Origin of the sequence: Faecalibacterium sp. 9 (genome assembly GCF_048320955.1) — a bacterium.
Lineage (GTDB): Bacteria > Bacillota > Clostridia > Oscillospirales > Ruminococcaceae > Faecalibacterium > Faecalibacterium wellingii.
This window is the reverse complement of the sequence record NZ_JBLWGB010000001.1, coordinates 286,946-310,702: the sequence shown is the minus strand read 5'-3', so window position 1 is coordinate 310,702 and position 23,757 is coordinate 286,946. Positions and strand designations below refer to the sequence as shown.

The following is a 23,757-nucleotide window of genomic DNA, read 5'->3' as shown; positions in this document are numbered from 1 at the left end:
CGAAAGCTTTATAATACATTATATAAGCAAAGAGAAAAGGCATTTGTGCCAAGCTGCACCAAAGCAGCTGCGGCGCATATACCTCACGGTCAGATGCCGTTTTCGGTCGTGCGCAAAAAAGAATGGAAAAAATCTGTCAAAAAGTGTTGACAAGAAGGCGGGGGTATGGTATTATACTTGAGCGCCAAGCGCTGAGGCAAAAGAATGACTTCCGAAGCCACAGCAGGAAGCCTTTGAAAAGAACCAATAGACGTCAAGAAGGACTGGTTTGTTCCGAGAAACTTCAAGACATCCAAGTTCAGAAAGTTCAAAAGCTTCTAAAAAATAAGGCTTGACAAAAAACCACTTCGGTGGTAAAATAAACAGGTCGTCAGCCGAAAGGCTGAGGCGCTACAGGACCTTGAAAATTGAACAATATCGAAAAACTTGTAAGGAACCTTTAAGTGTTTGGAAAAACACTAAAAACAATTCCAAAAGTAATTCACACAGGACGCAAGCGATTGCGTGCTGAGCGAACAAGATTTAACACTTTTAAGTGATAAATATCATTTATAAAGAGTTTGATCCTGGCTCAGGACGAACGCTGGCGGCGCGCCTAACACATGCAAGTCGAACGAGCGAGAGAGAGCTTGCTTTCTCGAGCGAGTGGCGAACGGGTGAGTAACGCGTGAGGAACCTGCCTCAAAGAGGGGGACAACAGTTGGAAACGACTGCTAATACCGCATAAGCCCACGGGTCGGCATCGACCAGGGGGAAAAGGAGCAATCCGCTTTGAGATGGCCTCGCGTCCGATTAGCTAGTTGGTGAGGTAACGGCCCACCAAGGCAACGATCGGTAGCCGGACTGAGAGGTTGAACGGCCACATTGGGACTGAGACACGGCCCAGACTCCTACGGGAGGCAGCAGTGGGGAATATTGCACAATGGGGGAAACCCTGATGCAGCGACGCCGCGTGGAGGAAGAAGGTCTTCGGATTGTAAACTCCTGTTGTTGGGGAAGATAATGACGGTACCCAACAAGGAAGTGACGGCTAACTACGTGCCAGCAGCCGCGGTAAAACGTAGGTCACAAGCGTTGTCCGGAATTACTGGGTGTAAAGGGAGCGCAGGCGGGAAGACAAGTTGGAAGTGAAATCTATGGGCTCAACCCATAAACTGCTTTCAAAACTGTTTTTCTTGAGTAGTGCAGAGGTAGGCGGAATTCCCGGTGTAGCGGTGGAATGCGTAGATATCGGGAGGAACACCAGTGGCGAAGGCGGCCTACTGGGCACCAACTGACGCTGAGGCTCGAAAGTGTGGGTAGCAAACAGGATTAGATACCCTGGTAGTCCACACCGTAAACGATGATTACTAGGTGTTGGAGGATTGACCCCTTCAGTGCCGCAGTTAACACAATAAGTAATCCACCTGGGGAGTACGACCGCAAGGTTGAAACTCAAAGGAATTGACGGGGGCCCGCACAAGCAGTGGAGTATGTGGTTTAATTCGACGCAACGCGAAGAACCTTACCAAGTCTTGACATCCCTTGACAGACATAGAAATATGTATTCTCTTCGGAGCAAGGAGACAGGTGGTGCATGGTTGTCGTCAGCTCGTGTCGTGAGATGTTGGGTTAAGTCCCGCAACGAGCGCAACCCTTATGGTCAGTTACTACGCAAGAGGACTCTGGCCAGACTGCCGTTGACAAAACGGAGGAAGGTGGGGATGACGTCAAATCATCATGCCCTTTATGACTTGGGCTACACACGTACTACAATGGCGTTAAACAAAGAGAAGCAAGACCGCGAGGTGGAGCAAAACTCAGAAACAACGTCCCAGTTCGGACTGCAGGCTGCAACTCGCCTGCACGAAGTCGGAATTGCTAGTAATCGTGGATCAGCATGCCACGGTGAATACGTTCCCGGGCCTTGTACACACCGCCCGTCACACCATGAGAGCCGGGGGGACCCGAAGTCGGTAGTCTAACCGCAAGGAGGACGCCGCCGAAGGTAAAACTGGTGATTGGGGTGAAGTCGTAACAAGGTAGCCGTAGGAGAACCTGCGGCTGGATCACCTCCTTTCTAAGGAGTCAGGCAAGGACAGGACATCAAAAGATGGACAGTCCTTGGACAGGTAACAAACAGGCAGAGTAGATATTGTTCGATTTTGAGGGCCCTGAAGAGCGAAAGCTTGGAAGAACCTTCAAAGACGTACCTTGAAAACTGAATAATAACTGCGAAACAAAGATTATAGTAAGTTCTTTTTTAAGAAATATTACAATTTCAAAAGGAAGGGTAACAATAATCTTCGTTGGCAAGAGAGAATCAAGAGGATACCAAATGTTCCAAGAGAACGTTTGAAAGGTCAAGCGAACAAGGGCGCAGGGCGAATGCCTTGGCACTGGGAGCCGATGAAAGACGTGATAAGCTGCGATAAGCTTCGGGGAGCTGCAAATAAGCATTGATCCGGAGATCTCTGAATGAGGAAACTCACCTGGGTTCATACTCAGGTACGTTATACTGAACTTCAAAATAGGTATATCGAGGGAACCGCCTGAACTGAAACATCTAAGTAGGGCGAGGAAGAGACATCAAACGAGATTCCGTAAGTAGTGGCGAGCGAACGCGGAAGAGGGCAAACCGAGAGTAGAAATACTTTCGGGGTACGGACTGCTTTTAGGACTTAATCTGTTAACCGAACGGCATGGGAAGGCCGGTCAGAGAGTGTGAGAACCACGTAGGTGAAAACGGAGAGAGCTGCGCAGGATCCAGAGTACGGCCAGACACGTGAAACCTGGTCGGAATACGGGGGGACCACCCTCCAACCCTAAATACTACCCAGTGACCGATAGCGTATAGTACTGTGAAGGAAAGGTGAAAAGCACCCCGGGAGGGGAGTGAAAAAGAACCTGAAACCCTGTGCCTACAAGCACCTAGAGCACGTCAATGTGTGATAGGGTACTTTTTGTAGAACGGTCCGGCGAGCGATTGTATGCAGCAAGGTTAAGGACTTAAGGTCTGGAGCCGAAGCGAAAGCGAGTTTGAAAAGGGCGTTAAGTTGCATATAATGGGCCCGAAACCGGGTGACCTACCCATGGTCAGGTTGAAGTGGAAGTAAAATTCCATGGAGGACCGAACCGACCTCCGTTGAAAAGGCGGCGGATGAACTGTGGGTAGCGGAGAAATTCCAATCGAACCCGGAGATAGCTGGTTCTCCCCGAAATAGTTTTAGGACTAGCCTCAAGTTAGATACCTGGAGGTAAAGCACTGAATAGCCTAGCGGCCGAGAGGTTAGCGAAGCTTATCAAACTCAGAATGCCAGAGTATTGATGCTTGGGAGTCAGACAGTGTCAGATAAATGTCATTGTCAAAAGGGAAACAGCCCAGATCTACAGCTAAGGTCCCAAAGTCAGGTTAAGTGGAAAACGATGTGAAGATACGCAGACAACCAGGATGTTGGCTCAGAAGCAGCCACTCATTCAAAGAGTGCGTAATAGCTCACTGGTCGAGCGTCTTTGCGCGGAGAATTTAACGGGGCTAAACCTGACACCGAAGCTTAGGCAATACAGCAATGTATTGGGTAGGGGAGCGTTGTATACGCGGTGAAACAGTAGCGCAAGCGGCTGTGGAGTGTATAGAAGTGAGAATGCCGGAATGAGTAGCGCGAATGCAGTGAGAATCTGCATGGCCGAAAGCCTCAGGTTTCTGGAGGAAGGTTCGTCCGCTCCAGGTCAGTCGGGAGCTAAGGTGAGGCCTAACGGCGTAGCCGATGCATAGACGGTAGAGATTCCGTCACCACCAAAAGAGTTAAACACAGGGACACATATGAAGTCTCGGAGCCGGGTGTTGGTTCCGGTAGCGATCGAGGGAAGTTAGTACCGAAGTCTGAGATGGAAGATGGCGAGAAAAGCTGTGTGGATTTCTGCGGTGCCCGTACCGCAAACCGACACAGGTAGGTAGGAAGAAGATTCTAAGGCCAACGGGAGAAGGGTTGTTAAGGAACTCGGCAAATTGACCCCGTAACTTCGGGAGAAGGGGTGCTGCAGCAATGCAGCCGCAGAGAATCGGCCCAAGCAACTGTTTACCAAAAACACAGGTTTGTGCTAAATCGAAAGATGACGTATACGAGCTGACGCCTGCCCGGTGCTGGAAGGTTAAGAGGAGATGTGCAAGCATTGAATCGAAGCCCCAGTGAACGGCGGCCGTAACTATAACGGTCCTAAGGTAGCGAAATTCCTTGTCAGGTAAGTTCTGACCCGCATGAAAGGCGTAATGATTTGGGCACTGTCTCAACAGCCCGCCCGGCGAAATTGTAGTACCGGTGAAGATGCCGGTTACCCGCGACAAGACGGAAAGACCCCATGGAGCTTTACTGTAGCCTAATATTGGGTTTCGATGTTGCATGCACAGGATAGATGGGACACTGGGAAGCAGGTGCTTTGGCGCTTGTGGAGTGGCCGTTGGGATACCATCCTTGCGATATTGGAATTCTAACCTGCGCCTTTGAATCAAGGCGGGGGACATTGTTAGGTGGGCAGTTTGACTGGGGCGGTCGCCTCCTAAAGAGTAACGGAGGCGTTCAAAGGTTCGCTCAGCTTGAACGGAAATCAAGCAAAAGAGTGCAAACGCAGAAGCGAGCCTAACTGCGAGACTGACGGGTCGAGCAGTAACGAAAGTTGGAGTTAGTGATCCGGTGGTATGTGAGTGGAAATGCCATCGCTCAACGGATAAAAGTTACCCTGGGGATAACAGGCTGATCTCCCCCAAGAGTCCACATCGACGGGGAGGTTTGGCACCTCGATGTCGGCTCATCGCATCCTGGGGCTGTATTCGGTCCCAAGGGTTTGGCTGTTCGCCAATTAAAGCGGTACGCGAGCTGGGTTCAGAACGTCGTGAGACAGTTCGGTCCCTATCTGTCGTGGGCGCAGGATATTTGATGGGAGCTGTTCCTAGTACGAGAGGACCGGAGCGGACGTACCTCTGGCGCACCAGTTGTTCTGCCAAGAGCATAGCTGGGCAACTATGTACGGATCGGATAAACGCTGAAAGCATCTAAGCGTGAAGCCGACCCAAAGATAAGATATCCCATTGTTTCAAACAAGTAAGACCCCTTGAAGACTACAAGGTTGATAGGCACGATGTGTAAGTGGAGCGATCCATTCAGCAAGCGTGTACTAATAGGTCGAGGGCTTGACCACAATTCGCTTGAGACTCTCAAGAGTCAACGAAAAAATGCTAGCAGTGATTATTCAGTTTTGAAGGCGCGTCCTTCTAAGAAACACTGGACAAAGTACAGCATGTATGTTATACTAGGCCAGTCAGATCGGTCGGTGTCGATGACGGTGAGGTTCCACCTGTTCCCATTCCGAACACAGAAGTTAAGCTCACTTGTGCCGAAGATAGTTCGCTGGAAACGGCGCGTGAAAATAGGTAGTCGCCGACTTAAATAAAAACGCTTCAGAAGAAATTCTGAGGCGTTTTTTGTTGTCTGAACGGCTGGTTTGAAAAATGTCGTAAACGATAGAAAATGAGAGCTGCAGAGGAAACCTTTGCACTGCAGTAAAAACAAATGAAACAAGCCCGCGTCCCGGTATGCGCAGTTGCATGACCGGAACGCGGGCCTTTGCTTTTATAGGATCAATCGTCGTCGCTGTCCAGCTTGAGCACAGCGGTGAAGGCCTCACTGGGCAGGGAAACGCTGCCCAGCTGACGCATCTTCTTTTTGCCTTCCTTCTGCTTTTCCAGCAGCTTCTTTTTGCGGGAGATATCGCCGCCGTAGCACTTGGCCAGCACGTCCTTGCGCATGGCCTTGACCGTCTCGCGGGCAATGATCTTGCCGCCGATGGCGGCCTGCACCGGGATCTCAAACAGGTTGCGGGGGACGTTGTCCCGCAGCTTCTCGCAGATGCGGCGGCCCTTGGCGTAGGCGTTATCGCGGAACACGATCATGGACAGCGCGTCCACAGGTTCGCCATTGAGCAGGAAGTCCAGCTTGACCAGATCGCTCTCACGGTACTCCTTGAACTCATAGTCGTAGCTGGCGTAGCCCCGGCTGCGGCTCTTGATGGCATCGAAGAAGTCGTACACGATCTCGCCCAGCGGCAGAGCATAGTGCAGGTCCACCCGCACATCGTCCAGATACTTCATGTCGATCAGCACGCCGCGCTTGTTCTGGCACAGATCCATCAGGCCGCCCACATAATCGTTGGGGGTGTACAGATGCACGTCCACGAAAGGCTCTTCCTGCTTGACGATGTTGGAGGGGTCCGGATAGCTGGAAGGATTGTCGATCATCTCCACGGTGCCGTCGGTCAGGGTCAGGCGGTAGCGCACGCTGGGGGTGGTGGTGATGATGTCCAGATCAAACTCCCGTTCCAGACGCTCGGTGATGATCTCCATATGCAGCAGGCCAAGGAAACCGCAGCGGAAGCCAAAGCCCAGCGCGGCACTGGTCTCCAGCTCAAAGGTGAGGGAGGCGTCATTCAGCTGCAGCTTTTCCAGCGCGTCCTTCAGGTCGGGATACTTGGCGCCGTCGGCGGGGTAGATGCCGCAGAACACCATGGGCTTGACCTGACGGTAGCCGGGCAGCGCCTCCGGAGTGGGGCGGTCGGCCAGCGTGACGGTGTCACCCACGCGGGTGTCCTGCACGGTCTTGATGCTGGCGGTCAGATAGCCCACCTCGCCGGCCTGCAGCTGTGTGCAGGGGGTCAGGTTGGTGGCGCCCATGTGGCCTACTTCCACCAGCGTGAACTCGGCACCGGTGGCCATCATGCGGATGGTGTCGCCGGGCTTGACCGTGCCTTCAAACACGCGGATATAGACGATGACGCCCTTGTAGCTGTCGTAGATGCTGTCAAAGATCAGGGCCTTCAGCGGAGCATCCGGGTCGCCGGTGGGGGCGGGAATGTCGGTAACGACACGCTCCAGCACCTGATCCACATTCAGACCGGTCTTGGCAGAAACGCGGGGCGCGTCCAGACAGGGCAGGCCGATCACGTCCTCCACCTCCTGTGCCACCTCGTCCGGGTGGGCGCTGGGCAGATCGATCTTGTTCAGGATGGGCACCAGCTCCAGATCATGCTCCAGCGCCATGTAGGTGTTGGCCAGCGTCTGAGCTTCCACGCCCTGCGTGGCGTCCACCACAAGGATGGCACCCTCACAGGCGGCCAGACTGCGGCTGACCTCGTAGGCAAAGTCCACGTGGCCCGGGGTATCGATGAGGTTGAACTCGTAGGTCTTGCCGTCCTTGGCGGTATAGTTCATGGTGACGGCACGGGCCTTGATGGTGATGCCGCGCTCGCGCTCGATGTCCATGTTGTCCAGAATCTGGTCTTCCATGGTGCGCTCGTCCACGCTCTTGGTCAGCTCCAGAATACGGTCCGACAGGGTGGATTTACCGTGGTCGATGTGTGCGATGATGCAGAAGTTGCGGATATTATCTCTTGCCATTCAGTTCCTCCGAAAAAGTTGAGAAGCTATGATAGAGCGGCCTGTGGTGCCGGTCATGCTTTCAGGATCCAGTCCTCGACATCCACGATCTTTCCGTGCTCAAGGTAAACGCGGGGTACGCGGCGGGACACGCCGCACAGCACCTCGTAGGAAATGGTGTCGGTCTTGCGGGCGATGGTTTCAGCCGTATCACTGACGCTGCCGCCCCACAGGATGGCCTCATCGCCCTCGCGAATGTCCGGGATGCCGGTCACATCCACCATCATCTGGTCCATGCACACGCGGCCCAGCACCGGGCAGGCCTTGCCGTGGATCTCCACGATGCCCTTGCCGCAGCTCAGCTGGCGGGGATAACCGTCAGCGTAGCCGGTGCACAGGGTGGCCACCAGCGTGGGCTTTTCGGCGGTGAAGCGGCGGCCATAGCTGGCGCTCTGGCCGGGCTGCATTTCCTTGACCATGCTCACCACGGTCTTGAGGGTCATCACCGGCCGGAACTGCCCAAAGCGCACCTCGTCGCTGGGGTCGTAGCCGTAGAGGATGATGCCGGGCCGTGCCATGCAGCGCTCCCGGGCCAATCCCTCGGGCCAGTCCGGGTGCAGCATCACGCCCGCAGAGTTGTCGCAATGAACGGTCTGCGGCTCATGGCCTGCCGCCTTGAGCGCATGGAACGCTCTGACGAACAGCGCGTGCTGCTCCGCGGTATAGGCAATGTTTTCTTCGGCGGTGTCGTCGGCCACCGAGAAGTGCTGGAACATGCCGGTCATTTCCAGCCCCGGTAGCGCACAGACCGCCAGCATTTCGCAGATGGCGGCGTCAAAATCGGTGCGCAGGGCAAAGCCGATACGGCCCATGCCGGTATCGGTCTTGAGGTGGATCTTTACCCTGCCGCCTGCCTTTACCGCAGCAGCGGAAAGGTTTTGCGCCTGCTCGGTGGAGTAGCACGCTACGGTGATATCCTCGTGGATGAGGGTCTGGGCGTACTCCGGCTGCACATGGCCCAAAATGAGGATGGGCAGAGTCTGCCCGTCCTGACGCAGCTGCACAGCCTCGGTCAGGCAGCTGACGGCCAGACAGACCGCGCCCTCCTCGGCAAAGATGCGGGCACACTGCACGGCACCGTGGCCGTAGCTGTCGGCCTTGACCACCGCACACAGCGGCAGGGCACCGGCCCGGGCCTTGACGGCCCGGAAGTTATGACGCAGGGCGTCCAGGTCGATCTCGGCCCAGACGTGTTTTTCAAAAGGTTGAGTCTGCATGATTCATTCTTCCTCGTTTGTAATTGCAAAGCTGCCGCGTCCGGTGTGGACGGGACGCCAGCCGTCGATGCCGCTCTCCTGCAGGGCGTGCAGGGTCTTTTGCCGGAAGGCGTGGTCGGTGCGGCAGCGCTCCTTGACGAACTCCTTGGTCTGTTCGCGCACGGTCACGCCGTCGGCAGGGCAGACGCTCTTGACGATGGGCAGCCCCTCGGCGTGCACTGCGGAAATGACCTCCTGCTCGGTGGCCAGCAGCATGGGCCGGATGAGGGTCAGGTCCCGGCGCGAAAGATAAGTGACCGGCGAGAAACAGCCGATGCGGCCCTCCCGCCAGAGATTCATGTAAAAGGTCTCCACGGCATCGTCCAGATGGTGGCCCAGCGCCACCTTGTTGCAGCCCAGTTCCTGCGCTGCCGTGTGCAGCGCGCCGCGCCGCAGTTTGGCGCACAGGGCGCAGGGGTTCTTCTCCTTGCGGTAGTCGAACACCACGGGGCCGATCTCGGTGCGGCGGATCTCATAGGGGATGTCGTACCGGGCAAACAGCTCCTGCAATACGGTGTAATCCATGGGCTTGCCGCCGAACTGCGGGTCCAGCGTGACGGCCTGCACCGTAAAATCAAAGCCGATGTACTTGCGCAGCTCCGCAAGGCCAATGGTCAGCGCTACGCTGTCCTTGCCGCCGGAAACGCCCACCATCACCTTGTCGCCGGGGGTGATCATTTCATAGTCCTGCACAGCCTTGCGCATCAGGCCGCACAGACGCTGCATCGCACGGGAACTGCTCATGACAGGGTCACACTTTCCACAAGATTCACAATGTCGTTGATGGAGGCCAGTTTGGTCAGGCCGGAAACATACACCACGTCACCGCTGGGGTAGGTAATGGTGGCCAGAACCGCATAATACGCCTGAATGTCGCAGCGCACGGCCTCCACCTCGGCACCGTCCACGGTCAGGTTCACCTTGCGGGGCTTGATAACGCCATAGGCCTGCTTGAGGTCTTTCTCGGACGCATCGATAAAGTCCGCATAGCTGTCGGCGGTGCCGCGCTGCAGCAGCACGGCCTGGTAGTCCTCGCCGTCGGCGCTGTCTGCCGTGGCAAGTTCCAGCACGGTGCCAAGGGTGCTGTCCTCGGTCATCTGGCACACCTTCCAGATGGAACTGTCGTAGTAAACGGAAACGCCGTTGGAGCCGGTATAGTGGGTGTCCGGGTTTGCGGGCACACTGCGGTTGACCAGCAGTGTTAATATAATGTAAGCGACGATGCCAAGGGCAACAAAGATGCCCATGGCGGCCAGCAGTTTGGAGGTGCGGCGCTGGGCAGAAGCATTGCGGTCGATCTCGTTTGACATGTAGAAAGCTCTCCTTATCCGTGTGCACAGCAAAAGCTGCCATATCCTTTATAGTATACCACACCAAGGGGCAAAATTGTAGCGGGCAGAGGCAGAAAATGTGCGGCGGCGGGCAGAAAATTTTACAGAAAATGCGTTTTTAGAAAACGAGAGGATTCGAGAGAAAACGAGAGCATTCGAGAGATTGAAAAAATTACAGCGAAAAAATCAAAAAATGCTGTTGACAGGTGCCTTTTTATGATGTATACTGACACTCGCGCCCCACAAAGGCGCCTGAAACGTTACAAAAAGCTTATCAGGAGGAAATAGATATGAGCACTACTCTCGTAAAGCCCGCTGAAGTCGAGCGCAAGTGGTACCTGCTCGACGCTGCCGGCAAGAGCCTGGGCCACGTCGCTGCTGAGGCCGCTGTTCTGCTGCGCGGCAAGCAGAAGGTCGATTACACCCCCAACGTGGACTGCGGCGATTTCGTTGTTGTCATCAACTGCGATCAGGCTGTTCTGACCGGCAAGAAGGCCGAGCAGAAGTTCCACATCACCCACAGCAAGTACATCGGCGGCCTGAAGAAGGTCCAGTACAGCAAGCTGATGGCTGAGCACAGCGATCTGGCCATGACCTACGCTGTCAAGGGCATGATCCCTTCCAACACCATCGGTGCTAAGGCTCTGACCCGCCTGCACTGCTACCAGGGTGCCGAGCACGCTCACGCAGCTCAGAAGCCCGAGAAGATCGAGTTCTAAGAAGGAGGCAATCGAACATGTACGAAACCAAACCTTATTTCTACGGCACTGGTCGTCGTAAGGATTCCGTTGCCCGCGTTCGCGTTTACACCGGCACTGGCAAGATCACCATCAACGATCGTGATATCGACAACTACTTTGGTCTGGAGACCCTGAAGCTGATCGTCCGTTCTCCGCTGGTCCTGCTGGGCCTGGAGGGCAAGTACGACGTCGTCGTCCGCGTTTCCGGCGGCGGTGTTTCCGGTCAGGCTGGCGCTATCCGCCACGGCCTGAGCCGCGCTCTGCTGCAGCAGAACGAGGAGAACCGTCCTGTCCTGAAGAAGGCTGGCTTCCTGACCCGCGATCCTCGTATGAAGGAACGTAAGAAGTACGGTCTGAAGGCTGCACGTCGTGCACCCCAGTTCAGCAAGCGCTGATTATATTTCAGATGCATTTTTACGGCTCTGCTTCGGCAGGGCCGTTTTTGTTATATCTGGCAAAATATATTTTGACGTAAAAATGAACTTTTTGCCGGAGACTTGACTTTTGCACGGAGTCGCGTATAATAGAAGTAGGCAATCACAAGGTTGATGAAGATTACCACAGGCACACAAAAGCGAACCCCCTCGGAGCTGCAACTCCGAGGGGGTTCTTCTGTGCTTACTGTCCTTTGCCGCGGCTGTCAAGCCACTTGCAAATGTAATAGGCAATCACATTTGCTCCGACAGCCACAAAAAGGTTGATAAAGATGTCGCCCACATGACACACCTCCTTCCTGTTGCCAGAATGGAGAGGGCAGCGAAATAAGTATAACACAGTCGATAACGGTACGCAAATCATCTGCGTGTTCCCAATAAATTTTCCAGCAATAAACAAAGCGCCCCCACTCCGGTTTTGGAGCGGGGGCGCTTTGTTTGTGAGGGTTTACAGCCGGAAGGCTGTATGCGGAATAGGAGATTGGGACATATCAGCCAGAGCGTTCCGGCTCAGTCTGTCCGGCGGTGCAAAGCAGGGAGACACAGGTTTGTGAAAGGGGGGAAGCGCGGCTCAGTGCTTTGCGTTTTTGCCGGTCAGGCTGGCGAACGCGCCAGTGATCATCAGGGTCATGCCGCTGAGGGCCAGACCGATGGCGGCCAGCCAGTTCACGCCGGTCTGCGGCAGGGCATGTGCGTCCTGCACAGCGGGCAGAGCGGGGTCAGCAGGCAGAACAGGGGCGTCCGGCTTTGCGTCCTGCACAGGCGGCAGCTCAGGAGTGCCGGGCAGTACGGGCGAGTCGGAATCCTTTTCATCAATGATCTCGTCGCCGCCGTCGTCACCGCCGCCGTCGGCAGGGGTCGTTACGGTTTTGACGTCCGTAATGGGATCAAGCTCCTGACGCTCCACGTAGGAGTAGTGGTACTTCACCGAGGAGTCGGTTTTCACACAGGACTTCTTGGAGGCTTCGGTCACTTCGGCATCCGAAGTGGAGGTGTAGTTGAACCCGAAAGCGCCGGTAAGCTTTTCAAACTTGCCATCCCACTCGGCGTTGGTGTCCTCCCAAGTCCGGTAGGTGGTGTATTCGGCAGTGCCTGCACCCGTGAAAGGCTTTTTGTAGTTGTGGGTTTCGCTGTGGTTCTGATCATACGAGCCAAACAGGCCGCTGCCGGTATCGGTATATGTGGTCTCAGTGGGTACGGTCTTGGTGCCGGGGATCACGTTCAACAGACTGTTTGCCAGAGGGTCAGAGGTCTGTTCCACGGTCTTATACTTGGTGATATCGGCATAGTAGTCGTAGTAGTTCTTGCCGTGTGCGGACGATTCGGTCTTGGTGACCTGTGTCAGGCCGCTGATGCGCAGGTCAAAGCCGCCAGCCCACGCACGCCCATATCCGGTATCGCCATACCCGGAGTTGACGCAGGTGTTGCTGTCTTTCGACATATAACCATACGCAGTCAGAGAGGACTCGTAGGTGTAGGCTTTATAAACTATAATCTCTCGGTCCCACTTGTCTTTTTTGCTCAGTGCCACAATGTTCGGCTTATAGTCTTTATCGTTCGGGTGATCTTTTACCCAATCAGCCAGAGCCTTGTTTGCATCGTTCCATGTGTCGTATTCTTTGCCGTCTTCCAGAGAATTGTAGGCGATGGTGCCGGTCAGGCGGTAGTAGGCACTTTCATGAGGGTAATTGTTAGAATCAGGAGCGATCCAAGAGCCTGTATCTTGGCGCTCATACTCGTAATGGCCCTTGGAACCATCGCCGCCGTTCTGCTTGCCATCATCGTAAGAAATGGAGTCTTGGAACTTTGCCCGCTTGTCCTTTATATCCTTATTGACAAGATCCTCAGCGCTCTCGTTCCACTCGAACTTGAACTTCTTGTCGCCCGTGTTCAGCAGGATCGCATCGGCGGTGGTGCCATCTTCCAGAAGCAGGTCGGAATCGGTAGCAAGGTCAAGGTGACCGATATAGTTCGGATTAGAACCCTTGGTAGAATGGCTGCCGTCCCAGTTATGCTTAACGCCTTTACCGGTATAGTATTTGCTCTCTCCCTCTGCAACAGCATCAGCTTTCTGCTTTTTGAGCATGGCAACGATCTCATCATCGCTCATGTTTTTGTAGTTGATGGCAGTCTTGAAGTAGGTGATGATCGTTTCAACTTCAGTGTGCTGATCGACGTGGTGGCCGTTCACTTCGATGTACTCACCCTCTTTGAGACCGGCCTGAAGCTCTGCGATTTTTGCTTTCAGTGCTGCCTCAGCTTCCTTCTGATTGGTGTCAGAAACGGAAATTGTGGAACTGGATTCCTTGACAACTTCTTTTGTCGTGACGGTGATGGACTCAACGGTGGTGTTATAGGTGACTTTGTAGGTCACATCACCAATTTTATAGCTGACGGTGCCGTCCGAATTGAAGTTGACCTCCGTATAGCCCTTGTCTTCCAGAGCTGCCCTGATCTCGTCAACGCCGAGCTCCGAGGTGGTGACTCTGATCGTGACAGTACCATCATCGTTGCTGTAGACGTTCTCATCGCCAGCAACCTTTTTCAGGCCGCTATAGGTTTTGCCGCCTTTCTTGGTTTCGGTAAAGGTGAAGGTGCCATTTTCTTCGGTTTTCTGGAAGTTCCGCTCGATCTCGATATGAGTGGGCTCACTGGTGTCCGGAGAGGTAATGGAATCTACCTTCTTTTCGGTCATCGTCCACGTAACCTTGGTAAAGTTGGGGTTGGAGATGTCCTTCAAATCTTCAGGAGCAGAACCCTTTTCATACCTAAACTCATAGGTCTTTCCGTCCTTGGTTTTGAAGCTCTTCAACGTGCCATCTTCGTTAAGTTCAGCCTCACCGTCAAGCTCAAAACCGCCCGGAACACTCCGGAAGTCGAAGTCCTTTCCAAAGGTGGAATCCGTCTTTTCATCGTTCTGAATGAAGGTCTGGTCTTTCTTGGTCCAGATCACGGTGGAGCCAGTCACTTCGGCGGAGCCGGTCTCAGTGTTCTTCTCGGCAGAAGAAGCGTCCGGCTTAACAGTGGTGGGGTCGCTGATCTTTTCAGGGCTGCTGCTGACGGTGCCCGTTTCCGTATAGATGAAGGTGTACGTTTTGCGGGTGGCGGTATCTGTCCACTCAAACTTGCCGTCTCGCACTTCGGGCAGGGTGATGTCAGCCTTCGTCAGGCTCTTGCCAGTCTCTTTGTTGATGGCTTGTGCCAGTGCATCCTTCAGGGCCTCGTCCTGTGCCGCCTTTTCGGCATCGGCCTTGGCCTGCTCCGGGGTCTTATTGCTGTTTTCCACCTTCTGGGTGTCGGACTCCTTGCCGTGGTGGTCGGTGATGGTGATACCCAATTTGAGCATGCTGCGCAGCAGAGTGTTCTGCTCGTTGGTCACGCGGCACACTTCGCCCTGATCGGTGGTATAGCACAGCTTACCCTCGGCGTCCACAGAGTATTTGCTGCCGGTGGTATTCTTGTTCAGCAGGTCGCGGAGCTCGGTGTCAGTAAGGCTGTCTAGATTCGTGTCGGTCTCGTTCTTTGTGATGGTATAGGTCAGGTTGTTTTCCTTGTCCTCATAGGTGAAGGTGCCATCCTTGTTTTCATGGGCCTTACCCAGAATATACGTCACATTAAAGGTGTGCTCCTTGCCCTTGTCGTCCTTCACAGTGATATCGGTGGAAGGATAGGGGTAATTCGTATCTTCCTTGGTGCCGAGCTCCTCGGTTTTCTCGTGCTCCTGGCTTGCCATCGTGACGGTCAGGGTGGTGCTGGTGGTCTTGGTGGCCTTGCTGGAATCCACCTTGACGGTGGTGGTATGCTTCTGGCCCTGAGAGTCGGTGTACTCTTTGGTCAGGGTGTAGGTGCCGTCGCCGTTATCCGTGTAACCGGCTTCGATCAGCTTGGAAATGTCAAGCCCGGTCATCTCGCCGGTTTCAATTTTGTCTTCTTTGGTCAGGGTGAAGGTCTTGCTGCCGTCTTCTTCCTCCACGGCATCAGTCACAGTGTAATCACCGAACTTGGTTTTGGGTTCGGTATCCCAGCTCAGGTCTTTGCCGTCCAGTTCCTCCTTCAGGCTTTCCTTCTTCACGTCCTCAGAAGAGTCTTCCTCCGTCTTGGCGCTGGCCTCACCCTCGACCTTGGTGGTGGTTTCAAGCGCGGCATCGGTGGTGGTGGTAGTCGTGGTCGTGGTAGAACCGTCCGGGTTGGTGGTGGTGGTAGTCGTGGTGGTCGGTTCGCCCAGCACAAGCTTCGTGTCCTTGGTCTCCGTCTCGGTCTTTTCAGCTTCGCCAATGGGCGTTTTCTCTGTCTCGCTGCCGCCGTCCTTGGAGCCTTCCTGCTCATTGTTCAGGTCGGTCTCGTGATTGCCGCCCTGCTGGCCGTCGCCGGAGGGCTGCTGTGCGCCGGGCTCGCTCTCTATGGGCACATTGCGGTTCACAGGGCCGGTGCTTTCGGTGGTGGTAGAAGAATCGTCCTTGGTGACCTTGTCTTGGTCGTGGTTATAATCCACGCTGATATCCGGGTCGCCGATCACATCCACAGCGCCCTTGTCCTGCTCATTGGTCACCGGATCGGACGACGCGCTGGCAACAGCAACGGGCGCAGAAGCCGTGCTTCCCCCTTCCGATTGGGGCGCGCTGTCGGGTGTGCCATTCGAGACGGCGTTCACATCATCTGCCGCATTCGCGATCAGGGGCTGGGCCGCAACACATGCGGTCAGTGCCATAGACATTGCAGCAACTTTAAACTTTTTATTCGTCATGATCCCAGGTCTCCTTTCCTGTCGCCATGTGTATAATAGTCCGATAAATCGGACAGCGGAAACTGTTTCCCCCAACTACTTACGTTATAGCATTTTCGGAAATTTTCGTCAAGAAAAACGATCCCGTAACGTTGAAATTCTGCGTTCTGTATAAATCAGAACCTCGCAGATTTGGTACTAATTCCAAGGGCTTGTTGCACGTTTGATGCGATTTGTTGCAGACGTGTGCGCTTATGTGACGTTTGTGTTGCGGATGCATGGAATTACCATAGAAATTCCTCCCTTTCGTTCCTGTCTGGATTATACATGATTTGGGCGCGAAAATCATCAAAACCTGCGTGAATCGCCCTCGAACCTGCGTGAATCGCTCAAACGGACAGCAAAAAAGCCCCGGGAAGGGCCGCTGCGCACCTCCCGGGACTGCTGTAAAAGATGACTAAAAAAGTAATACTTCCAATTTAAAAAGTATTACTTTTGCACCGTCCGAGTGCCGGTTCACTCGCCTTTCTGCTTCAAGCGGGCGTATTCGGCGTCTGCCTGAATGGCGGCGGCGGTGAAACTGTTGTTGTTCCACCAGCTCACCAGCGCGGCCACGGTGGTGATGCCGGCGGTGACCAGCTGCTCCACGGTCTGGCTCTCGATGGGCAGCACGGGCTTGCCGCAGGCGCTCAGCAGCTGATTGGTCAGGGCCAGCAGCAGGCAGGCGGTGCGGGCGATGGTTGCGGCGGAGATCTTATGGATGTTCATGTCAGTTCCTCACTTTCTCGTTGTGTTCAAGGTCTGCGATGCGGTGGTTGGCCACCTTCATCTGTTCTTCTAAGATGGGTACGCGGCGGGCAAAATTGTTATGCTCGCGCACCTCGCGGGTCAGTTCTTCCAGCTTGGTGTCGGTCACGGCCTGACTGCGGCTGTTGGCGATCAGCACACCGATCAGGGTCACGGCACCGGCGATCACGGCGGACAGGATGCTTTCCACTGGTCTCACCCCCTCAGCCTGTCCATCGGCTCTTGACGGGGCGCACGTCCACATGCACCCAGCCCGCTGCCCGGCCCGCCTTTACCGGGTAGCGGCCAATGCCGCCGGTGCCGGGCAGCAGAGTCTCTGCGTAGGCGGCAAGCTGCTCCACCGGAACACCGGCCACCCGGATGTCGGCGGCTCTGCCGTAGCAGTGCTGGCTGTAGGGGGCACCGCCCACGGCCCTGTTGTGGGCGGCGGTGCGGTAGCCGCTGGTAATGACCACCGGCGCACCGAAGTGATCCCGGATGTCCTGCAGCAGCTGTACCAGCGCGCTGTCCACGAAAAGCGGGTCGGAGCCGTCCCTGCAGGCAAATTCCCGCACCCGGAAGCTGCGGCTCAGCAGGGCATTGCCGTCCTTCCGGCGGGAATAGGCGTTAAGCATGGGCATCCCCCTGCAGCAGGGCTGCCACCGCGTCCCGCAGCCGGGCGGGGACATCGTCCGGCGTTTTGAGCCCCTTGCGGATCAGGGCCAAATAGATCTTTGCCATCAGGCATCACTCCTTTCGTACAGTTCACACAGGGCAAGCTGCAGGTCGGTCAGCTGCTGCATCAGGTCGGCTACCGTCTCCGGAAGCTTTTCCCGCTGCTGCTGCTTTTTGCGCGCTTCTTCCTGCGCGGCCAGCTCTTCGGCGGTGTAGCGGATGTACCTTTTAATGGGCAGCTGCTCGGTCCACGCGGGCCTTGCCGGTACGCCCGGCACATCCACCACCCGCTGCACGTCCCTGCCGCCGCCGGGATATTCGGCCACTGTCTCGTAGTGGGCCACCTCGGCCACAGCCTCCTGCGCCGGGTGCTCCAGCGGCTGGGTGTCGTCGGTCAGGTAGCCCAGTGTCAGGTCGGGGTTTCCCACGACCGCGCCGGTCTCGTCAAGAATTTTCATAAGTCAAAACCTCCTTTCTCAGGCCACGCGGTGCCAGATGTGCACATAGTAGGCGGCGGGCTGCACGGTGCTGCTGCGTCCGTAGATGGCATTGGACTTGGACGCGTCAAAAGATACGGTGCAATTACTGCCGTATGAACCGCCTTCGTAACCAGCCAAACCGCCATTGTTTGTGTTTATAGAAAGAGCGCCACTGTTAGATAAATTTGGGTATGCTGTGCTCGCCACACCAGAGAATGAGCCCTTGAGGTTCGGCAGACCGGCTTTCACCGTGGTGCCTGCTGCGTGGGTGCTGGACGCACCCATCAGAACCCGCTCGGAGGCAATCTCTTCCCAGCTGCCGCCGAACAGTGCGGCGGGGCTGGTGGGGTCGGTGCTCTGGTAGATGCTGCCCACGGGATACGCGCCGGAGCTGGGGGCCGAGAGCAGCGTGTCGATATCTTCCTTTGTATAATAGGAGGAAAGATCGGCACCGAGGGTGCGCAGGGCAGCGGCCTTCTCGTCCGCCGTCCATTCCCCGGCAGAGGCGGCAGCGGTCAGGGCCTTTTTCACGCCGTAGGGCAGCAGGGCGGGGGTCAGCGGCAGAACGGTGCTGTCCATGCTGTCCAGCTGGCTGCGGTCAGCGGGGGCCGTGGTCAGGGTGCCGTCACTGCGCACGTTGATGCCGCAGGCCGGGTCCACCCGCACCGCTCCGGGAACCGATGCGGTGGGTACGGTGCTGCTGCGCAGATAGGGGGACAGGTCCGGCATGGCGGCGGTGTCGGTGAGCACCGCTCCGGTGTTGGGGTCTACGCTCAGCACCCGCAGCAGCTGGCCGGACACCGGCTGCGCAGGGCAGGGCAGTGCGCCCACCTCCTGCGCGGTGAGCTTTACGATGCCGCTTTTGCCGTTGACGCTGACCACCTGTCCGTCCGTGGGCACAAGCTCTTCGGCGCGGGCGGCAGCGGCCTCTGCACGGGCAGCACACTGGGATGCGTTGGCGCTGTCGGTGCTGGTGCGCTGTGCGGCGGTCTGGGCCTGCGCTGCGTTGGCCGCGGTGGAAGCTGCACTGGCGGCGGCGCGCTGTGCCGCCGTGGAGGCGCTGCTGGAGCTTTCCAGCACGCGAGCCACGAACTGCTCGTACAGCGAGGGCGGCAGCTCCTCTGCGTCATCATCGATGGGCAGAATGGCGTAGCAGTCATAGCTGCCGGGCCGGGTGTAGGCGGTGTAGCCGTTTTCACCCATGGCGGCCAGCATCCACTGCCCGCCGGTGCTGCCGGTCAGGCGGCGGTCCACCGTGACACGGTGCTGGGTGTCCAGCGCCACCGGTGCCAGCAGGGTGCCGTCGCTGCGGCGCAGATACAGCGCAAGAGTGCACCCGGCCCATGCGTCCGGCAGCTGGAACAGCAGCTCGTCCACCCCGGCGGCGTTCTGCGCACCGAGATGCAGCCGGTGCGGCTGGGCAAGGAACTCGGTGCCGCCGCACTGCTTTTGAATGATCTGGATCTTCACTTGAAAACCTTCCTTTCTGTTTTTTGTTTGATTGTATCGCGGCCGGACAGCGGCGGCGAGAGTGTACTTTATTTCCACAAGTTTCTGTGCTTCGGCATTTTGCCGGAAGGCATTTTTCGGGGGAAATTCGCACAGATCCCGGTGGGGCAAAGGCGGGGCAGCGGAAGGAAATGCCGCTGTGCAAAACCAGCGATTCAGGGCCGCTTGCCGTGCTGCCGGAACGGCCCAAAAGTGCAGTTTCCGGTGCGAAAAATCCAAAATAAATGTTAAAAATTCATGAACAAAACATCCCACAAAACAAAAGGAAAATCGGAAGGAAATAACCGAAATAACAATAATTTGGAGAAAACAATGTATAAATTGCACAAAAAATATCGTCAAAAAACTAACGAAAAGCGGATCCCTGATTTGACAAACGGCCTTTGGACTGGTAAAATAAGACCCGCTCAACGGAGCCAACAAACGTTGCAGCGTCTAAAATTTATCTGGATGAAGTGAAAACCATCTCACACGTGGTGCGGCGCGGGCAGATGCGGCTCGGGCCGGGAGGGAAATGACACCTTCCGCAGCGGAGTCCAAATTGCATACGATGCTCGGTCTTATCATAAAGAGGGCATCGTATTTGATTGTGGGGCCAGAGTGCTTCTGCCCGCCCTGCAGTCCGGGCGGCCGGGGCATGGAACACCGTGTCTGCGGCCGCACCCAACTTTGAAAAGAGAGGAGTTGTCTCGTATCGCTTCCGTAAAAGTAAAGAAAGCTCTGACCGCCTGTAAGCAGGCTGTCTCTTCCCGTGTGCTGGCGTTCTGTGTCATGGTCGTGTGCCTTGTGGCTACACTCAGTGTGACCGCTGCGAATCTGCGGCTGACCTACGTCACAGACTCCAATGGTGCCCGGCAGGTGATCCTCACCTCCGAGACCGACCCTGCACAGGTCATGAACCTCTCCGGCATCCAGTCCGAAGAGGGGGATCGGGTCTATTACACGGCCTACAGCGGCAACCTTGCCGCCCTGAACATCGAGCGCGCATTCTCCGTCAGCATCACTGCCGACGGTCAGGAGTACCCTGTCAAGATGGTGTTCGGCACCGTCGCCGACGCTCTGAAGCGCGCAGGTATCACTCTGGAGGGTGACGACTACACCGAGCCTGCTCTGGACCAGCTGGTGAGCGCAGGTTCCACCATCACGGTGCACCGCGTGGACTACACCGACCGTGTGGAGACGCAGGCCATCCCCTATGATACCGAGTACGTCTACACCAGCCTGTATTTCCGCAACACCGGCCGCGCCACCACGGTGCGCCATGGTGCGGAAGGCCAGCAGACCATCACCACCCGCGACCGCTATGTGGACGGCGAACTGGAGAACAGCATCGTGGTGGATTCCACCACTACCGTGGAGCCCACCAACCATGTCATCAAGACCTATGGCGCGGGCGCACCGGTCTCTCCGCTGACCGGCCCGGATGGCACCACCAATGCACCGGCTTCCTACAGCAAGGTGCTCACCGGCAAGGCCACCGGCTACTACTCCAGGACCGGCAAGGGCTCCTCCGGCCTCGGCCTTGGCTATGGCACGGTGGCCGTGGACCCGGATGTGATCCCCTACGGCACCAAGCTGTATATCACTTCCACCGACGGCAAGTTCGTGTATGGCTACGCAGTGGCCACCGACACCGGCATTGCGGTGCAGAAGGGCGAAATCCTGGTAGACCTGTTCTATGAGACCTACGCCGAGAGCGTGATCAACGGTGCCATTCAAGTCAACGTCTACGTTGTGGGCTGAGAAACCTGAAAAAGCCCGGAACCGAAAATTTTTAACAGAAACAGAGAGCTTCTGTGCATCCTCCCCTTGGGGGAGGGCGCGCAGAGGCTCTTTTTGTTTGCGGATTGGTAGGATTCACCATAAAATTTGCAAAAATTTAGAGGGTGTGTATATAAGGGAGAAATATCACCGAAAAGATTATGGTAAATTTTGATGAAATCCCCTTGAAAAACAGTCCGAAATTCTTTAATATAAAAGAGTAAAAAGCTACAGGTGCGCTTTCCGGCGCATCTGTACGGGGAGGAGCAGTCTATGAAACCGACCGAGGAAAAGATCCAGAGCAATGCATCGGACCTTCCGGTGTATCTGTTTAAACAGGGCAATAACTGTGAGGCATACCGCTACTTCGGCGCACACATGGAAACGCGCGCCGGTGAAGCGGGCGTGGTGTTCCGCGTGTGGGCACCCCATGCTGTGGCGATCAGCGTGGTGGGCGACTTCAACAGCTGGAAGCCGGGCAGCCACCCGATGCGCAAGGTGGATGGCGATTCCGTATGGGAATTGTTCATCCCGGGCATGAAGGAATACGATGTTTACAAATATTGCGTGACCACCCGTGCAGGGGATCTGGTCTATAAGGCCGATCCCTATGCATTCCACGCCGAGACCCGCCCGTCCAACGGCAGCAAGGTCTACGATATCACCGGCTTTGTGTGGCACGATGACGCATGGCAGGCAGCACAGAAAAAGGCGGACGTGATCAACGGCCCCATGAACATCTACGAGATGCACGCCGGCAGCTGGAAGATGAAGGAGGGCGGCAAGCCCTATAACTATTCCGAGCTGGCAGACGAGCTGATCCCGTATATCACCGATATGGGCTATACCCATGTGGAGCTGCTGCCGGTCATGGAATACCCCTTTGATGGCAGCTGGGGCTATCAGGTCACAGGCTATTTTGCACCCACCAGCCGCTACGGCACCCCCAAGGACTTTATGGCCTTTGTGGACAAGCTGCACGCCGCCGGCATCGGCGTGATCATGGACTGGGTGCCTGCTCACTTCCCGAAGGACCAGTTCGGCCTGTACAACTTTGACGGCGAGGCCTGCTACGAGGACCCGAACCCGAAGCGCGGCGAACATAAGGAGTGGGGCACCATGGTGTTCGACTTCGGCCGCAGCGAGGTGCAGAGCTTCCTGATCTCCAGCGCACTGTACTGGCTGGAGCAGTACCATATCGACGGTCTGCGGGTGGATGCCGTGGCATCCATGCTGTATCTGGACTATAACCGCAAGCAGGGCGAATGGGAGCCCAACAAGGACGGCGGCAAGGAAAATCTGGAGGCCGTTGCCTTCCTGCGCAAGCTGAACGACACCGTGCTGGGCCGTCATCCGCACAAGTACATGATCGCAGAAGAGTCCACCGCATGGCCCATGGTCACAAAGCCTGCTTCGGACGGCGGCCTTGGCTTCAACTTCAAGTGGAACATGGGCTGGATGAACGATATGCTCAGCTACATGAAGACTGACCCGCTCTTCCGTGCCGGCAACCACAACAAGGTCACCTTCAGCTTCTTCTACGCCTTCAGCGAGAACTTTGTGCTGCCCATCAGCCACGATGAGGTGGTGCACGGCAAGGGCAGCCTGATCAACAAGATGCCCGGCGAGTACGACGCCAAGTTTGCAAATCTGCGCACTTTCTTCGGCTACATGATGGCCCACCCGGGCAAGAAGCTGCTGTTCATGGGTCAGGAGTTCGGCCAGTTCGCCGAGTGGAACGAGACAAAGCCGCTGGACTGGATGCTGCTGGGCTACGATAAGCACACCGAGCTGCAGACCTATGTCAGGACTCTGAACGCCTTCTACAAGGAGCACCCCGCCTTCTGGCAGGTGGACTACAGCTGGGAGGGCTTCCAGTGGATCGTGCCGGACGACTCGCAGCAGAGCGTGATCGCCTTCCTGCGCAAGGACACTTCCGGCAAGCAGATTCTGGTGGTCTGCAACTTCAACCCCGTCCTGCGGGAGGGCTATACTCTGGGCGCACCGGTGGCAGGCTCCTACAAGGAGATCCTGAACAGCGACGATGCAGAGTTCGGCGGTTCCGGCGCGGTCCACAACAAGGCTGTGCGCACCCACAAAAAGCCGCTGCACGGGTTTGAGCAGAGCATCACAATCACCCTGCCGCCTATGAGCACGCTGTACTTTGAGGTGCCCGCCAAGCGCACCCGCAAGGCTGCAGAGGACAAGACCGATAAGGCGGGAAAAAAGACCGCAGCCAAAAAGGCAAAGGCCGCCGCTGAACCGGAAAAGGCCATAAAAAAGACCACCCGCAAGGCCAAGACTGAGCCGGAGGCTGCCGCGGAGGCACCCAAAAAACGCGGCCGCAAGCCGAAGGCAGAAGCTGCCGCTGCAGAGGAAAAGCCGGTAAAAAAGACCGCCCGCAAGGCCAAGACTGAGCCGGAGGCTGCCGCAGAGGCACCCAAAAAGCGCGGCCGTAAGCCGAAGGCAGAGGCTGAGCCTGCAGCGGAAAAAGCACCCGCAAAGCGCACCCGCAAACCGAAGGAGCCCAAGGAATGACCCGGCACTTCGGCCGACCCATACCGCACACGTTGACGATCATTTCCGAACAACGGAAAT

General features: G+C 56.2%; 17 protein-coding genes and 3 rRNA genes. 9 read left to right on the top strand and 11 right to left on the bottom strand.

Going from position 1 to position 23,757, the window contains the following annotated elements; genetic code table 11:
- Positions 1-548: 548 nt before the first annotated feature.
- From ACKXF9_RS01515 to rrf, 3 genes are all read left to right on the top strand, one after another.
- Positions 549-2,059 (top strand): 16S ribosomal RNA (locus ACKXF9_RS01515).
- 281 nt (positions 2,060-2,340) lie between these two features.
- Positions 2,341-5,175 (top strand): 23S ribosomal RNA (locus tag ACKXF9_RS01510).
- Positions 5,176-5,303: 128 nt separating this feature from the next.
- Positions 5,304-5,420 (top strand): 5S ribosomal RNA (gene rrf, locus ACKXF9_RS01505).
- The 16S, 23S and 5S rRNA genes sit together here, the layout of an rRNA operon.
- 194 nt (positions 5,421-5,614) lie before the next feature.
- Here the strand turns inward: rrf and lepA are convergent.
- The 4 genes from lepA to ACKXF9_RS01485 are packed head-to-tail and all read right to left on the bottom strand — an operon-like array spanning position 5,615 to position 10,031.
- Entirely contained in the window at positions 5,615-7,426 is a 1,812-nt protein-coding gene (gene lepA, locus ACKXF9_RS01500) for a translation elongation factor 4 (protein WP_418265081.1), read from the bottom strand.
- A 53-nt stretch (positions 7,427-7,479) separates the two neighbouring features.
- Positions 7,480-8,682 (bottom strand): alanine racemase, encoded by a 1,203-nt coding sequence (gene alr / locus ACKXF9_RS01495; RefSeq protein ID WP_418265080.1) that lies wholly within the window; start codon positions 8,680-8,682, stop codon positions 7,480-7,482.
- Positions 8,683-8,685: 3 nt separating this feature from the next.
- Positions 8,686-9,465 carry a tRNA 2-thiocytidine biosynthesis TtcA family protein gene (locus ACKXF9_RS01490; protein WP_418265079.1) on the bottom strand — a complete coding sequence of 260 codons (780 nt, stop codon included), beginning with the start codon at positions 9,463-9,465 and terminating at the stop codon, positions 8,686-8,688.
- Positions 9,462-10,031: a hypothetical protein gene (locus ACKXF9_RS01485; protein WP_348584818.1), complete on the bottom strand. Its 570-nt coding sequence runs from the start codon at positions 10,029-10,031 to the stop codon at positions 9,462-9,464. Before ACKXF9_RS01485 ends, ACKXF9_RS01490 begins: the two co-directional genes overlap by 4 nt.
- A gap of 311 nt (positions 10,032-10,342) precedes the next feature.
- Between ACKXF9_RS01485 and rplM the strand changes: the two genes are divergently transcribed.
- The gene (gene rplM, locus ACKXF9_RS01480; RefSeq protein ID WP_005938158.1) at positions 10,343-10,771 is read left to right on the top strand and encodes a 50S ribosomal protein L13; all 429 of its coding nucleotides are present in this window, start codon (positions 10,343-10,345) and stop codon (positions 10,769-10,771) included.
- A gap of 17 nt (positions 10,772-10,788) precedes the next feature.
- Positions 10,789-11,187 (top strand): 30S ribosomal protein S9, encoded by a 399-nt coding sequence (gene rpsI / locus ACKXF9_RS01475; protein ID WP_249237512.1) that lies wholly within the window; start codon positions 10,789-10,791, stop codon positions 11,185-11,187.
- Between the two features lie 610 nt (positions 11,188-11,797).
- Here the strand turns inward: rpsI and ACKXF9_RS01470 are convergent.
- From ACKXF9_RS01470 to ACKXF9_RS01440, 7 genes are all read right to left on the bottom strand, one after another.
- Positions 11,798-15,970, bottom strand: coding sequence for a hypothetical protein (locus ACKXF9_RS01470; protein ID WP_418265078.1), 4,173 nt, complete (start codon positions 15,968-15,970; stop codon positions 11,798-11,800).
- Between the two features lie 495 nt (positions 15,971-16,465).
- Complete coding sequence (locus ACKXF9_RS01465; protein ID WP_249237510.1) at positions 16,466-16,717, bottom strand: phage holin; 252 nt, start codon at positions 16,715-16,717, stop codon at positions 16,466-16,468.
- Between the two features lies 1 nt (position 16,718).
- Positions 16,719-16,946, bottom strand: a complete 228-nt coding sequence (locus ACKXF9_RS01460; RefSeq protein ID WP_249237509.1) for a hypothetical protein — start codon at positions 16,944-16,946, stop codon at positions 16,719-16,721.
- Positions 16,947-16,959: 13 nt separating this feature from the next.
- Positions 16,960-17,370, bottom strand: coding sequence for a YcbK family protein (locus ACKXF9_RS01455; RefSeq protein WP_418265077.1), 411 nt, complete (start codon positions 17,368-17,370; stop codon positions 16,960-16,962).
- Positions 17,363-17,476, bottom strand: coding sequence for a CD1375 family protein (locus ACKXF9_RS01450; protein WP_418265076.1), 114 nt, complete (start codon positions 17,474-17,476; stop codon positions 17,363-17,365). Before ACKXF9_RS01450 ends, ACKXF9_RS01455 begins: the two co-directional genes overlap by 8 nt.
- Complete coding sequence (locus ACKXF9_RS01445; protein WP_418265075.1) at positions 17,476-17,868, bottom strand: hypothetical protein; 393 nt, start codon at positions 17,866-17,868, stop codon at positions 17,476-17,478. Before ACKXF9_RS01445 ends, ACKXF9_RS01450 begins: the two co-directional genes overlap by 1 nt.
- Positions 17,869-17,886: 18 nt before the next feature.
- The gene (locus tag ACKXF9_RS01440; RefSeq protein ID WP_418265074.1) at positions 17,887-19,359 is read right to left on the bottom strand and encodes a phage baseplate protein; all 1,473 of its coding nucleotides are present in this window, start codon (positions 19,357-19,359) and stop codon (positions 17,887-17,889) included.
- On the opposite strand from ACKXF9_RS01440, the gene ACKXF9_RS01435 reads away from it, so the two are divergent.
- The 4 genes from ACKXF9_RS01435 to glgB all read left to right on the top strand — a co-directional run bounded on the left by ACKXF9_RS01435 (position 19,339) and on the right by glgB (position 23,697).
- Positions 19,339-19,629, top strand: a complete 291-nt coding sequence (locus ACKXF9_RS01435; protein WP_339394947.1) for a hypothetical protein — start codon at positions 19,339-19,341, stop codon at positions 19,627-19,629. The two genes, ACKXF9_RS01440 and ACKXF9_RS01435, sit on opposite strands and share 21 nt — an antisense overlap.
- Before the next feature lie 6 nt (positions 19,630-19,635).
- Positions 19,636-19,857 carry a hypothetical protein gene (locus ACKXF9_RS01430; protein ID WP_418265073.1) on the top strand — a complete coding sequence of 74 codons (222 nt, stop codon included), beginning with the start codon at positions 19,636-19,638 and terminating at the stop codon, positions 19,855-19,857.
- A 225-nt stretch (positions 19,858-20,082) separates the two neighbouring features.
- Positions 20,083-21,141 carry a 3D domain-containing protein gene (locus tag ACKXF9_RS01425; protein ID WP_249237505.1) on the top strand — a complete coding sequence of 353 codons (1,059 nt, stop codon included), beginning with the start codon at positions 20,083-20,085 and terminating at the stop codon, positions 21,139-21,141.
- 291 nt (positions 21,142-21,432) lie between these two features.
- Positions 21,433-23,697 (top strand): 1,4-alpha-glucan branching protein GlgB, encoded by a 2,265-nt coding sequence (gene glgB, locus ACKXF9_RS01420; protein ID WP_418265072.1) that lies wholly within the window; start codon positions 21,433-21,435, stop codon positions 23,695-23,697.
- Positions 23,698-23,757 lie beyond the last annotated feature (60 nt).

Bases quoted from the DNA above. Each gene is read 5' to 3' on its own strand.
- lepA (WP_418265081.1), bottom strand. From the start codon at position 7,426: ATGGCAAGAGATAATATCCGCAACTTCTGCATCATCGCACACATCGAC.
- ACKXF9_RS01455 (WP_418265077.1), bottom strand. From the start codon at position 17,370: ATGCTTAACGCCTATTCCCGCCGGAAGGACGGCAATGCCCTGCTGAGC.
- ACKXF9_RS01450 (WP_418265076.1), bottom strand. From the start codon at position 17,476: ATGGCAAAGATCTATTTGGCCCTGATCCGCAAGGGGCTCAAAACGCCG.
- glgB (WP_418265072.1), top strand. From the start codon at position 21,433: ATGAAACCGACCGAGGAAAAGATCCAGAGCAATGCATCGGACCTTCCG.
- ACKXF9_RS01470 (WP_418265078.1), bottom strand. From the start codon at position 15,970: ATGACGAATAAAAAGTTTAAAGTTGCTGCAATGTCTATGGCACTGACC.
- alr (WP_418265080.1), bottom strand. From the start codon at position 8,682: ATGCAGACTCAACCTTTTGAAAAACACGTCTGGGCCGAGATCGACCTG.
- ACKXF9_RS01490 (WP_418265079.1), bottom strand. From the start codon at position 9,465: ATGAGCAGTTCCCGTGCGATGCAGCGTCTGTGCGGCCTGATGCGCAAG.
- ACKXF9_RS01485 (WP_348584818.1), bottom strand. From the start codon at position 10,031: ATGTCAAACGAGATCGACCGCAATGCTTCTGCCCAGCGCCGCACCTCC.
- rpsI (WP_249237512.1), top strand. From the start codon at position 10,789: ATGTACGAAACCAAACCTTATTTCTACGGCACTGGTCGTCGTAAGGAT.
- ACKXF9_RS01430 (WP_418265073.1), top strand. From the start codon at position 19,636: ATGAACAAAACATCCCACAAAACAAAAGGAAAATCGGAAGGAAATAAC.
- ACKXF9_RS01445 (WP_418265075.1), bottom strand. From the start codon at position 17,868: ATGAAAATTCTTGACGAGACCGGCGCGGTCGTGGGAAACCCCGACCTG.
- ACKXF9_RS01465 (WP_249237510.1), bottom strand. From the start codon at position 16,717: ATGAACATCCATAAGATCTCCGCCGCAACCATCGCCCGCACCGCCTGC.
- rplM (WP_005938158.1), top strand. From the start codon at position 10,343: ATGAGCACTACTCTCGTAAAGCCCGCTGAAGTCGAGCGCAAGTGGTAC.